Origin of the sequence: Paenibacillus sp. AR247 (assembly GCF_002968895.1) — a bacterium.
Taxonomy (GTDB): Bacteria; Bacillota; Bacilli; order Paenibacillales; family Paenibacillaceae; genus Paenibacillus_AQ; species Paenibacillus_AQ favisporus.
The window spans coordinates 1942964-1954770 of sequence record NZ_PCZT01000009.1 but is presented as its reverse complement, the minus strand read 5'-3'; the positions used below and the strand labels follow the sequence as shown (position 1 = coordinate 1954770).

Annotated in this window: 13 protein-coding genes and 3 pseudogenes; 12 read left to right on the top strand and 4 right to left on the bottom strand. The window is 54.9% G+C overall.

The annotated features are described in order from the left end of the window. The 6 genes and pseudogenes from CPT76_RS17635 to CPT76_RS17610 form a co-directional block, all read left to right on the top strand. Window positions 1-805 (top strand): amidohydrolase family protein (locus tag CPT76_RS17635; protein WP_105443760.1); only part of this gene is annotated, 805 nt, incomplete at its 5' end. After that, window positions 783-1886, top strand: a complete 1104-nt coding sequence (locus tag CPT76_RS17630; protein WP_105443759.1) for a DgaE family pyridoxal phosphate-dependent ammonia lyase — start codon at window positions 783-785, stop codon at window positions 1884-1886. The genes CPT76_RS17635 and CPT76_RS17630, both read left to right, overlap by 23 nt. 1 nt (window position 1887) lies before the next feature. Further along, window positions 1888-2644: pseudogene (dagF, locus tag CPT76_RS17625) on the top strand (2-dehydro-3-deoxy-phosphogluconate aldolase). After that, window positions 2637-3653, top strand: a complete 1017-nt coding sequence (locus CPT76_RS17620; RefSeq protein WP_105443758.1) for a sugar kinase — start codon at window positions 2637-2639, stop codon at window positions 3651-3653. Before dagF ends, CPT76_RS17620 begins: the two are co-directional and overlap by 8 nt. A gap of 10 nt (window positions 3654-3663) precedes the next feature. Further along, window positions 3664-4377, top strand: coding sequence for a GntR family transcriptional regulator (locus CPT76_RS17615; protein ID WP_076168559.1), 714 nt, complete (start codon window positions 3664-3666; stop codon window positions 4375-4377). Between the two features lie 213 nt (window positions 4378-4590). Continuing rightward, window positions 4591-4782: a LacI family DNA-binding transcriptional regulator gene (locus tag CPT76_RS17610; RefSeq protein ID WP_374954685.1), complete on the top strand. Its 192-nt coding sequence runs from the start codon at window positions 4591-4593 to the stop codon at window positions 4780-4782. A gap of 96 nt (window positions 4783-4878) precedes the next feature. On the opposite strand, the pseudogene CPT76_RS41505 reads toward CPT76_RS17610, so the two are convergent. The 3 genes and pseudogenes from CPT76_RS41505 to CPT76_RS17600 all read right to left on the bottom strand — a co-directional run. Beyond that, window positions 4879-5184: pseudogene (locus CPT76_RS41505) on the bottom strand (DUF2231 domain-containing protein); the annotation flags it as partial. A 103-nt stretch (window positions 5185-5287) separates the two neighbouring features. Next, window positions 5288-6124 (bottom strand): M56 family metallopeptidase, encoded by an 837-nt coding sequence (locus tag CPT76_RS17605; protein WP_105443757.1) that lies wholly within the window; start codon window positions 6122-6124, stop codon window positions 5288-5290. 3 nt (window positions 6125-6127) lie between these two features. Then, a complete protein-coding gene (locus tag CPT76_RS17600) occupies window positions 6128-6544 on the bottom strand; it encodes a BlaI/MecI/CopY family transcriptional regulator (RefSeq protein ID WP_089546433.1) in 417 nt (138 codons plus the stop codon). 217 nt (window positions 6545-6761) lie between these two features. Here CPT76_RS17600 and CPT76_RS17595 point away from each other — a divergent pair, with 217 nt between their 5' ends. Further along, entirely contained in the window at window positions 6762-7400 is a 639-nt protein-coding gene (locus CPT76_RS17595; protein ID WP_105443756.1) for a deoxynucleoside kinase, read from the top strand. Beyond that, window positions 7387-8040 (top strand): deoxynucleoside kinase, encoded by a 654-nt coding sequence (locus tag CPT76_RS17590; protein ID WP_076168573.1) that lies wholly within the window; start codon window positions 7387-7389, stop codon window positions 8038-8040. Before CPT76_RS17595 ends, CPT76_RS17590 begins: the two co-directional genes overlap by 14 nt. Before the next feature lie 87 nt (window positions 8041-8127). Here the strand turns inward: CPT76_RS17590 and CPT76_RS39955 are convergent, their stop codons facing one another. Further along, a complete protein-coding gene (locus CPT76_RS39955; protein ID WP_258168559.1) occupies window positions 8128-8433 on the bottom strand; it encodes an RDD family protein in 306 nt (101 codons plus the stop codon). A gap of 436 nt (window positions 8434-8869) precedes the next feature. Here CPT76_RS39955 and CPT76_RS17580 point away from each other — a divergent pair. The 4 genes and pseudogenes from CPT76_RS17580 to CPT76_RS17565 all read left to right on the top strand — a co-directional run. Beyond that, window positions 8870-9196 (top strand): annotated as a pseudogene (locus tag CPT76_RS17580) (amidohydrolase/deacetylase family metallohydrolase); the annotation flags it as partial. A gap of 7 nt (window positions 9197-9203) precedes the next feature. Then, the gene (locus tag CPT76_RS17575) at window positions 9204-9653 is read left to right on the top strand and encodes a substrate-binding domain-containing protein (RefSeq protein WP_374954684.1); all 450 of its coding nucleotides are present in this window, start codon (window positions 9204-9206) and stop codon (window positions 9651-9653) included. Between the two features lie 569 nt (window positions 9654-10222). Further along, window positions 10223-11182: an ABC transporter permease gene (locus CPT76_RS17570; RefSeq protein ID WP_105443755.1), complete on the top strand. Its 960-nt coding sequence runs from the start codon at window positions 10223-10225 to the stop codon at window positions 11180-11182. A gap of 14 nt (window positions 11183-11196) precedes the next feature. Then, on the top strand, window positions 11197-11807 hold a 611-nt coding region (locus CPT76_RS17565; RefSeq protein WP_105444120.1), incomplete at its 3' end, for a carbohydrate ABC transporter permease.

The window sequence follows — 11807 nt, the reverse complement described above, 5'->3', positions numbered from 1 at the left end:
CAGCGGGCGTGCAGCCAAGACGAATCTGCTCGCCTTCTTGAACATTTCGCGGATCGGCTTGCAACGGGTGGATGAGCTGTCCCGGCTGGAATGGATCGACCGCGGCAAGGCGATCGAGGCGGTACAGGCGCATCCGGAGCTGATCGTCGGGCTGAAGGCGCGCATCAGCCGGAGCGTCGTGAAGGAGAGCGGGCTCGAGCCGCTGCGCCTTGCCCGGGGCTTGTCGGCCGATACCGGCCTGCCGCTGATGGTGCATATCGGCTCGGCGCCGCCAGATATCCGGGACGTGATTCCCCTTCTGGAGAAGGGCGACATCATCACCCACTATTTAAACGGCAAGAGCAACAATCTGTTTGACGCAGACGGCCGACCACTGAAAGTGCTCACCGATGCCGTGCGGCGCGGCGTCCATCTGGACGTTGGGCATGGGACGGCAAGCTTTTCCTTCCGGGTGGCTGAAGACGCGAAACGGCACGGCATTCATCCGGATACGATCAGCACGGATATTTACCGGGGCAACCGGCTGAACGGTCCGGTGTACAGCTTGGCAAATGTACTTTCCAAGTTCCTCAGCCTGGGGTATTCTCTAGAGGAAACGATCAGCAGGGTCACGGTCCGTGCGGCGCAGTGGCTTGGCAGACCCGAGCTCGGGCGGATACAGGTCGGGGATGCGGCGAATTTGAGCCTCTTTACGGTGAGCGGCGAATCCGCGCAGCTTGTAGATTCCGAGGGTGTGCACAGAACGGCCGAGCAAGTTATTACTACCAAAGGAGTGGTCATTCATGGGGAATTCATTGTTTTCTAAGTATGGGCTCAAGCGGGTCATCAATGCCAGCGGACGGATGAGCATTCTCGGCGTGTCCGCGCCGACGGACACGGTCATGGAAGCGATGAAGCAGGGCGGGCAGAGCTATGTGGAAATCGCCGACCTGGTGGATAAGGCAGGCGATCACATTGCCGGAGTTCTCGGCTCGGAGGCGGCGGTCATCGTCAACTCGGCATCCAGCGGCATCGCCTTGTCGGTGGCCGGTATCGTTACGCAGGGAAACCGCCGCCGGAGCGAACAGCTGCATAAGGAGCCGATCGCGAAAAACGAAATTATCATTCTTAAAGGTCATAACGTGCAGTACGGCGCTCCGGTGGAAACGATGGTCTACCTCGGCGGCGGCAAGCTGGTCGAGGTCGGATATGCCAATGAGGGACGCGCGGAACATATCGAAGACGCGGTCACGGACAAGACGGCTGCCATATTGTACGTGAAATCGCATCATGCCGTACAAAAGAACATGATTTCCGTTGAAGAAGCGTGGGAAGCCGCCAAACGGGCAGGCGTCCCGCTGATTGTCGACGCTGCGGCGGAAGAAGACCTCCAGAAGTACGTGAAGTGCTCGGATCTGGCCATTTACAGTGGCTCCAAGGCGATCGAAGGACCGACCTCCGGCATTGTGGCGGGTAAACGGGAATATATCGAGTGGGTGAAGGTCCAGCTGCACGGTATCGGACGAAGCATGAAGGTGGGCAAGGAAACGTCGTTCGGCCTGCTGCAGGCGCTGGACGAATATAGGGTCAAAGTCGACCGGAGCGAGGAGGAGAAAGCTTCGCTGCAGGCGCTGATGCCGCTGAACGACATTCCCGGGGTCCGGGTAACGATCGTGCAGGATGAGGCCGGCCGGGCCATTTACCGGGCGCGGGTGCAGATCGATCCGCAGCAGGCGGGAACGACCGCCAAGGATGTGAACGACGGCTTGAGGCAGGGCGCCATTGCGATATATACCCGGGATTACGGCGTAAGACAGGGGTATTTTGACATCGATCCAAGGCCGTTGATGGGCGATGACATGACGGTGATTGAATCGCGAATCCGTGAATTGACAGGAGGAAAATAAAATGTCCCACATAGAGAAGAGATGGTATAAGGGTCGTGTCGCCCTGAACGTACTGGCGAAGGATATCGCGAACGCCAAGGAGATTTTTGAAGCGGCCGAAGGCCATGTGCTTGTCGGCGTCCTGTCGAAGAACTACGCCAGCGTGGAAGAAGCTGTGGCGGCGATGAAGCAGTACGGCGAGGCGATCGACGAGGCGGTGTCGATCGGGCTTGGGGCCGGGGACAACCGCCAGGCTGCGGTTGTGGCAGAGATCGCCAAGCATTATCCCGGCAGCCACATCAATCAGGTTTTCCCGGCGGTCGGCGCGACCCGGGCGAACCGTCGGGGCGAAGGACAGCTGGATCAACAGCCTTGTATCGCCATGCGGCCGTCCGGGCTATGTTAATATTTCGACCGGTCCATTCAGCGCGGCGCAGTCCGAGCCCGCCATCATTCCCGTAGCGGCAGCGATCGCGCTGGTGCGCGATATGGGCGGGAATGCGCTCAAGTATTTCCCGATGCAGGGGCTTTCGCGCGAGGATGAGTATCGTGAAGTCGTGAGGGCATGCGCTGCGGAAGGCTTTGCTCTGGAGCCGACCGGCGGCATCGACATGGACAATTTCGAAGCCATTCTCCGCATCGCGCTGGAAGGCGGCGTGCCGCAGGTCATTCCGCATGTGTATTCTTCCATCATCGACAAAGATACGGGCAATACCAACATCATGCATGTCCGGACGCTGACTGGAATCATGAAGAAGCTGGCTGACGACTATGCCTAAGCGCATCGCGGCTTTCGGGGAAGTGATGATGCGCCTGACGGTTCCGGGAGTTGAACTGCTGTCCCAGTCCGGGACGCTGCATTACACGTTCTCCGGCACCGGAGTCAACGTGGCTTCCGCGCTGTCACGCATGGGCCACGAAGGCATGCTCGTGACCCGCCTGCCGGACAATCCGCTGGGCGATGCGGCGGCAGCCTATCTCCGCAAGCTCGGCATCGGCCTCTCCTTTGCCGGCCGCGGCGGAAAGTACCTCGGAATGTACTTTCTCGAGAACGGCTTTGGCGTCCGGCCGAGCCGGGTCACGTATACGAACCGGCTGGAGAGCAGCTTTAACACCGCCCCGGAGGGAACGTACGATTTTGCCGGTATTGCAAGCCGAGTGAACGCCGTTCACTTCTGCGGGATCGCCCTGGCTATGAACGACGGGGTGCGTGCACATATGAAGGCGCTCGCCCGGGCGGTGAAGCAGCAGGGCGGCACGGTCATATTTGACTGCAACTACCGTCCTTCCCTGTGGGGGGAAGACGGATATGACCGGGCACGACCGCATTACGAGGAGATGCTCCGCCTGTCGGACGTCGTCCTGATGAACGAGCGGGACGCCATGCTGACGCTTGGCCTCCATACGGAGAAGGAGGCGCGCCGGGAGCAGCTGGAAGAGCTGATCCCCAAGGCCGCGCGGACGTTCGGCATCCGCACGGTCGCCGGGACCCACCGCTTCGTGAACGGCGACAATTCCCATTCGCTGCAAGGATTTATGTTCACCAGCGGACAATTTGCGTATTCGGACCTGCTGACGTTCGCCGTCTATGATAGAATAGGGGCTGGAGATGCTTTTGCCAGCGGAATCATCCATGGCGAGCTGGAAGGTCTGCCGCCGGAGACGACGGTGCGTTATGCGGCGGCCGCCGGCATGCTGGCCCATACGGTGGCGGGCGATACGCCGATGTCTACCGCGCAGGACATTCTCAAGGCGATGACGGCATCCGCAGGTGACGTAGAAAGGTAGTGGAGCTGCTGTGAGCTTATCCCGCAAAGATAGGCCGTTGTACATACAAATCAAGCATATTTTGAAGGAACGGATTTTGCACGGCGTGTATCCCAAAGGCGAAAATATCCCTTCGGAGCCGCAGCTGGAGAAGGAATTTGCGGTCAGCAAAATTACGATCCGGGCCGCCGTTTCGGAGCTGGTCAGCGAGGGCTTTCTGGAGAAGGGCAGCGGCCGGGGAACGAAGGTTATCCGCAATACATCGGTATCCAAGCTGGCCAAGTGGAAGCATTTCACGGAAGTGCTGGTGGAGGAAGGGCATCAGATCCGGAAGCTGTGGCTTCAGGTCAAGCGCGTGACCAATGACGAATCGTCGGAAGCTTGGCGGCTGCTGGGAGAGACCAGCTTACTGCTGGAACGGGTGTATTTCCTGGATGACCGGCCGTACATTTATTACACGCATTATGTGACCCCGGATGCCGGCGAGGTGGATATGGACGACCTGAACGCCATGTCCCTGTATGAATGGCTCGAGGGACGGGATATTCCCCTCGGCAATCTGCGGGATGAGTTTACGGTGGCCGTCCCGCCGGAACATGTGCAGAAGACGCTCGGCCTGGACGGAGGTACCCCGGTCCTCAAAAGGCTGCGTTACTCCTATGACGAGCTGGGCCAGGTGATCGAATACAGCATCGGTTACTATCATACCGGCCTTCAAAATTATGTGGTCACCTACGACAGATAGCGGCAGTACGGGCTGTTCCCGAAGCGGATTCATCCGTTTTTTGGAACAGCCTTTTTTGTTTTTGGTTCTTTTTTGGCGGAACCGCCGCCGCAGAATTTTGACGCCACGCAATTGCAGGTTTATGATATGATCAATTTACGGTTGTAAAATTTGGAGCCAAAATTTGCAGAGGAGGGACTTGGATTGGCGAAGCTAAAAGATATTGCCGAACGGGTGGGCGTGTCCATTTCCACCGTATCCCGGGCGATCAGCAATGACACCAGCCGGCCGGTCAGTGAGGAAACGAAGCAGAAGATCCGGGAAGCGGCCCAAGAGCTGGGGTACAAATGGCACGGATCGCCGAAAGGCGCGCCGCAGCAGGTTGTCGAGACCAAGCGGATCGCCTGTATCGTTCCCAGCATCTGATGGACGATCATCCGTATTTCTCCAAGGTGCTGGCCGGCCGGTATACATCACCAGGACGACGGCTGCGAGGGTCACCACGAGGTACAGCGGGTTTCTGCCGATGTCCCGCTTCCTCCAGAGCCCAATCGCTCCGCGGACGATGCACAGCGCGATCGCCAAATACATCGTATAGACGCCGTACATTGCATGCGTTTCTACGTTCGGATTACGCATCATTTTCGGTCCGGTCAGTACCGCAGCGACCGTGCTGACCGTGCCGATGATGAGGCAGATGAGGGCTGCGGAATGCCACTCCCGTTTTTTCCAGATCAGTGCAGCCAGATCAAACAGCAAGCTGAACAGCAGGAGCACGATCGGAAAATGCGTAATGATAAAATGCTTGTTATCCCATAAATAATTCATCACCATTCCTCCTCAATTTCAATTAACACTACATAACGTAGTTTTAGGTTTCCGAAAAAACGCCGCTGCCTGATATGAAACGGCAAGGCGTTGTTTTACCGCATTATCCAATGCCAAATACGACGAATACGAATGCGATCAGCGAGACGATGCAGGGGATGAGCGGCGGACGCAGCGGCGGCTTAAAGTGCGGATCCACCAACAGCTTCAAGCGCAGATTGATCGCATTGTCGGCAAACGACGCGCTGCTCGGTACCAGTGTGGCGGATGTCCCCCGCTTCAGCATCACGAGCAGGGCACTGCCAAGATCGGCGACGCTCCCGGTGGCGCGAACGGCCTGCCGGTCGGCCATCAGCTCGATCAGCATTTTGTATTTGCCGATCAGCCAGCGGTAGATCGGTATGTACCAGAACGTGGTGCCGACCAGCGTCAGCAGAAAAATTTTAAGCGGATGCCTCTCGCTCAAATGGTACTTCTCGTGAGCCATGACGGCCGCGAGTTCGCTCTCGCTCAGCTCGCATATGAGACCTGTCGACAGGACGATGCGGGGCCGCAGCAGTCCCACCGTCATGGCGACCTGATCCGGATGATCGATCACAGTTAAAGCTTGGGGACCAAGACCGTGCTCTTCGCCGATCGCCTGTGATAAGTCGGGATCCAGGCAGCGGTGCAGAAGCTTCCTCCAGCGGAACGAAGCGATGCCTTCCCGGAGCCAGACGGCAAGCGACAGCAGGAGCGAGGTAAGCAGCAAAAACAGCATGACATTGATCCGGACCGGGAACCCGATAAATCGCAAAAATTCAATGCAGACATTAAAGAGGTTCGCCGGCATACGGACATGGAAAATAAACTGAACCACAAACAGCGTCATCTGCACGTAGACCAAGCCGGCCGTCAGCATGACAAAGGCGAGCATCCCTTTCGATCGCTTTTCCCACATGGCTTACCGATCCTTTTTCCATTGTTTGATTTGCTTCTCCAGCTGGTCGAGCAGGTCGGGGTCCACCTGTTCCATCGCATCGATCATATGGGCGACGGCCCGGGAACCGAACTCCTTAACCAGATCGTAGGACAGCTCTTTCGATTGTTCCTCCAGAAACTGCTCCTTCGTCAGAACGGGGCTGTACACGTAAGATTTCCCCTGAAGCTTCTTCTGCAGAATTCCCTTGTCAACAAGCCGGTTCATGACCGTCATGATCGTGTTGAAGCTCATGGGCTTGTCTTCGCTGATCTTGGCGTTCACTTCCTTGATGGTCACCGCCTCCAGGCGGCTCCAGATCACGTCCATGACCTTGGCTTCAAGCGGGCCGAAGAATCGCTCCAATCCCCGTCCTTGATAATTGAACTTGTTCATCTTCATACAGCGCACTCCCTTTACACTACAAATTATAGTGTTATGTCGGTATGCCCGTCAACCAGGACTGGAGCACTGGCTTTCCAGGCCTTCAACGCCTGCATAACCTGTGCAGCTAAAGGATATGATTTCAAGAAAAGTTCTTCTAGCAAACGGACGATGCTGTGATACAATAGGTAAGTCGTTTTTTTTGGCATACCGTAGGGAGGGAGTCACACCATTCATGAAACAGGTGCCGTTTATCGCCGTGGAAGGGCCCATTGGAGCGGGGAAAACCACGCTGGCTGCGATGCTGGCAAACAGATTGGGCTTTCCGGTGGTGAAGGAAATTGTGGAGGAAAATCCGTTCATCGAGTCATTTTACGAGAATATGGAGGACTGGAGCTTTCAGCTCGAAATGTTCTTTCTGTGCAGCCGGTACAAGCAGCTCACCCAAACGGTGAACGGCTATATCGGCAAGGGACAGCCGGTGATCTCCGATTATCATATGTATAAAAACCTAATTTTCAGCGAAAGAACGCTGCACGGCGTCGAACGGGAGAAGTACCGGCAAATCTATCAGGTGCTGACCGGCGATCTGCCGAAGCCAAACGTTATTATTTATATCAGGGCCAGCCTGGATACGCTGCTGCAACGGATCGCCCGGCGGGGCCGCCCTTTTGAAGAAGGAATGGATCCCGCCTATCTCAAGCAGCTGATCGAGGACTATGATGCCGCGATGGGCAAGCTCAGTGCCGGCACAGACGGTGCATCGACGGTGCTGCTGACGATTAATGGGGACGAAGTTGATTTCGTCAAGAATGAGGAACAATTTGAAACGATAGCCTCGCAAATAAAGGAGCTTGTGTATGAATCCATATAATATTCCGGATAATGCGGTCATTACGGTGGCGGGCACGGTGGGTGTCGGCAAATCGACGCTGACGGCGGCGCTGGCCGGTTCGCTCGGCTTTAAAACCTCGCTGGAGCAGGTGGACGACAATCCATACCTGGAGAAGTTCTACCACGATTTTGAGCGCTGGAGCTTCCATCTTCAAATCTATTTCCTGGCCGAGCGGTTTAAAGAGCAGAAGCGCATGTTCGAACTCGGCGGTGGCTTTGTCCAGGATCGTTCCATCTATGAGGATACCGGCATTTTCGCCAAAATGCATGCGGATAAAGGCACGATGTCGGAAACGGATTTCCGTACATATACCAGTCTCTTCGAGGCGATGGTGATGACGCCTTATTTTCCGCATCCCGACGTTCTGATCTATATCGAAGGGAGTCTGCCGTCCATTTTGTCCCGAATCCGGGAACGCGGCCGCGAGATGGAAATCCAGACCGACGTGTCTTATTGGGAAGAAATGCATGAACGGTATACGGTCTGGATTAACGGATTTCATGCATGCCCGGTGCTGCGCCTGAACATCGAGGATTATGATGTGCACGACGAGCGGTCCATGTCCGACATTTTGACGCAAGTGGGTCGAACGATTGCAGGCACGCCGGCAAAATTATAGTTATAAAGGAAGACGGATCATGCCAGTAGGCGTGGTCCGTTTTTTAGATTATAAACGATCAGCGGAGCTGTCCAGCTCTCTCAACGGTTAACGGACGAAAGTACCGGCGGGAACATCATGAAGCGCGCGTCTCCCCCGGTTAAGCAGCAGGAACACGATATACAGCAGGATCATTCCGTTCGGAATCAGAACCAATGCGGGATACGGCGGCTCCGGGACGTTCCACCATGGGTCCGGAACCAGGATGATCAGATGGGTCAGCTCCCACGGCAGCAGCTTTAGGCAGGTCCGGCCGGCGGCCTGGATGAAGGAAATGCGCCCTCCGTCTCTGCGGGTCACCGAGAGCCGCAGCAGCTTTTTGCCTAACGTCGCGCCGAAAAAATACTCCGACACGATAAAATACATCCGACACGGGGAAGGACATGGTGGCGAGCACCCAGCATTCGATCTGATAGCCCTTGTCCAGCCTGTCAAATGGGAATCCTCCGGTCAGATGATAGGCCGCCAGCTGAAGACCGACGAGCACAAGCGCAAGCATGATAAAATCCAGCCCCGTAGGCGGTAAGTCTTACCAAGGTCAGCTTCATGGCCGTTTCCCCTTTCCGTATCGTACGGAGCTGATGATGTTGGTCCTGCTTCTTCCAATGTACGTCGAACGCGGTTTGTCTAATCCTATTATCTATGACGGCGGGCTGCGGATCTACAACCTTTTTTTCCGACTTTTTTGAATGACGTCGCTTCCTTGAAACATTATAACGTTATGTTTACTTGTGAGTGGTTCCATGCTATCTTAAACATTATAACGTTATATAAAAAGACAGGTGATGACATGGAGCAAACTACCGTACTCCGCCAAGTGAAGCTTGTGAGCGGAGAAGAAATCGACATCGTCATAACCAAGGGCGTCATCACCGGCATAACGGCTGCCGGCGAGGGAAAAGGCGACGCCGTATGGGACGGCCGGGGCACTTACGTGTCGAGCGGCTGGATCGATATGCACGTCCACGCCTTTCCCGAATTTGACCCTTACGGCGATGACATTGACGAAATCGGCGTCAAGCAGGGCGTCACGACGATCGTCGACGCGGGAAGCTGCGGGGCCGACCGGATTGCCGATCTGGCCGCCAGCGGGCGTGCAGCCAAGACGAATCTATTCCAGGCAGATGGAGAGCGAGGAGCGTTTTGTCGGGTATAAATTCGCCATGCTGGAGGAGGGACTTGCCCTGCGCCAGGACTGGCTGATCAATACGGGCTGGAACGTGGACCGCAGCTACAGCGGGGTGAGCGATTTGCTGAGCCGGCTTCCGAAAGCGGAATGGCCGACGGCGATCTTCTGCGCCAGCGACATGCTGGCGATCCCGGCGATGCGGGCCGTTGTGGAGCGTGAGGGCCGGATCCCGCAGGATATCGCGATCGTCGGCATGGACAATATTGATGTCGCCCAATATACAACGCCTCCGTTAACTTCAGTTTCGGTGCCCAAGCATGAAATCGGCCGGGTTGCCGCCAAATCGATTGTCGACTATTTGGACGGGCACTATCCGGCAGGGACCAAGATTTTGCTGTCCTGTGCATTGATCGTCAGAGAGTCGTCCAGTTACAGCAGAAAATGACTTTATATGTTCGATAATATTACATAATAATAACGCAATTTTGTGGGCAGCATCGGCTGGGAGTAGGTTCCGGCGGATGCTTTTTTGCATTTTTAAGCAAAATTTGAGCGGTTTTGAAACCAAAACAATCCAAAATAATGTTTGACATCCCCAAAAAGCTATATTATGATGAGGAAAAATTAAACAACGTTTGGATTGGTTTTCATCCTTTTGGAGTGATCGAAATCCAAACTTTCCGCGAACCATATATTATATGATTGCGTTTTCATTTACTTTAAATAAAGGATTTATGAAAATGAGGTCATTCCTCCCTTTAACGATGACTCCCCGGGATATCCCGGTTTTGTCCTATAAATGATTGTTTATATCCAAAATTAATCCAAATTAAATCCGAATCTTTATCCAAAAATAATCCAAACCACTCCTTTCCTGTAAGTCGACACATCTCCAAGCTCAGTTCCAATTGCTGTTATGTCATTTTATATTACATATAAACGGATCGTTAGTTTGCGATCCCCAGTCATGACAGGGTTTGCGCTTATCCTATCCTTCATTCGAGGTGATGTCGTATGGCTGACATTCAAGTACAACCCGCCGTGCAGGCGGCAGCCGGCAAAAAACGCAAGGCGTTGAAGTGGAACCGGATCTACCGGAACTGGCAGCTCTATTTGCTGATTTCCCCGGTGATCGCTTATTACATCCTGTTCCAATACGTTCCGATGTACGGCATCCAAATCGCCTTCAAGGACTTTATTGCGACCAAAGGCATTTGGGGCAGCCCATGGGTCGGTTTTGACCACTTTGAGCGTTTCTTTCACAGCTACTTTTTCTGGCGGCTGATGAAAAATACGCTGGGCATTGGCCTGTACAGCCTGGCCGTCGGTTTTCCGATCCCGATCATCCTCGCTCTCCTGATGAACGAGGTAAGGGCCGAGAAATTCAAAAAATTCGTACAGACCGTTACCTACGCACCGCATTTCCTGTCTACTGTCGTCGTCGTCGGCATGATGATGATTTTTCTGTCGCCGCGCTACGGGATGGTCAACCATGCCATTCAGCTGTTCGGGGGCAAGTCGATCAATTTCATGACCGAGCCCGCCTGGTTCAAATCGCTGTATGTGCTGTCCGACGTATGGCAGACGATGGGATGGAGCTCGATCATTTATTTGGCCGCCCTGGCGGGGATCGACAACCAACTGCATGAGGCCGCCCGTGTCGACGGCGCCACCCGGCTCCAGCGGATCTGGCACATCAACATCCCCGGCATTATGCCGACGATCGTCATCCTGCTCATTTTGAACATCGGCAGCATCATGGGTGTCGGGTTCGAGAAGGTGCTGCTGATGCAGAACAATCTGAATTTGGAAACCTCCGACATCATCGCCACCTATGTGTACCGCAGCGGGATCCAGAACGCCGAATACAGCTTTTCCGCCGCAATCGGATTGTTCAATTCCGTCATCAACTTCGTGCTGCTGGTCGTCGTGAATCAGATTTCCCGGCGTATCAGCGAGACAAGTCTATGGTAAGGGAGGCATGAGGCATGCTTATCGAATCCAAGGGAGACCGCATTTTTAACTTCATCAACTACGTCATCCTGATCCTGGTCACGCTGGTGGTGCTGTATCCGCTGGTGTTTGTGCTCAGTGCTTCCTTAAGTGACCCGCAGACGGTGCTGCGCGGCGAAATGCTGCTGTGGCCCAAGGGCATCAATCTGAACTCTTACGAGAAAATTTTCCAGAACAAGGACATCATCAGCGGCTTCACCAACACGCTTATTTACACGACCCTGGGGACGGCGATCAATCTCGTCATGACGATTTTGGCGGCCTATCCGTTGTCCCGCCGAGACTTTGTGGGAAGAAACGCCATTATGGCGCTGCTGGTGTTCACGATGTTTTTCAGCGGCGGCCTGATCCCTACATACCTGCTGATCAAAAACCTCGGCATGCTGAACACCCTCTGGGTCATGATTATTCCGAACGCCGTCTCCATTTGGAACATCATCATCATGCGGACCTTCTTCCAGCAGTCCATCCCGCATGAGCTGCAGGAGGCGGCGACGATCGACGGCTGCTCCAACATTCAGATCCTGACGCGCATTATGCTGCCGCTCTCGATGCCGATCATCGCGGTTACGATCTTGTTTTATGC